Origin of the sequence: Paenibacillus oleatilyticus (assembly GCF_018998565.1) — a bacterium.
Classification (GTDB): Bacteria; Bacillota; Bacilli; order Paenibacillales; family NBRC-103111; genus Paenibacillus_G; species Paenibacillus_G oleatilyticus.
Genome location: NZ_JAHNZO010000108.1, coordinates 1 through 412, shown reverse-complemented (window position 1 = coordinate 412; position 412 = coordinate 1). Strand labels below are relative to the sequence as shown.

General features: G+C 62.1%; 1 protein-coding gene. It reads left to right on the top strand.

Annotated features, from left to right (window positions below; all coding sequences use genetic code 11):
- On the top strand, window positions 1-412 hold a 412-nt coding region (locus KQX66_RS38870), incomplete at both ends, for a histidine phosphatase family protein (protein ID WP_216798401.1).

Genomic DNA, 412 nt, shown 5'->3' with positions numbered 1-412 from the left:
CAGCCTGCAGCGCACGGTGGCCACCGCGCAGTTCTTCAGCAATGGCGCGTTCCCCGGCTGCGACGTCAGCGTGCACCATCAGGACAAGATGGGCGAGATGGATCCGACCTTCAACCCGATCATCACCGACACCAGCGAAGCCTTCAACCAGCAGGCGCTGGCGGCGATGAACGCCGCGCTGGGATCGCTGAAGCTGGATGCCTCTTATCAGCAGTTGGCGAAGATCATCGACTACAAGGATTCCGCCGCCTGCAAGACCGACAAACACTGTGACCTGACCAAAGAAGCCAGCGTGATGAGCGCGGTGCCGGGCAAAGAGCCGGGCGTCTCCGGCCCGCTGCGGGTGGGCAACTCGCTGGTGGACGCCTCTATGCTGCAGTATTACGAAGGTTTCCCGATGAAAGAGGTGGCC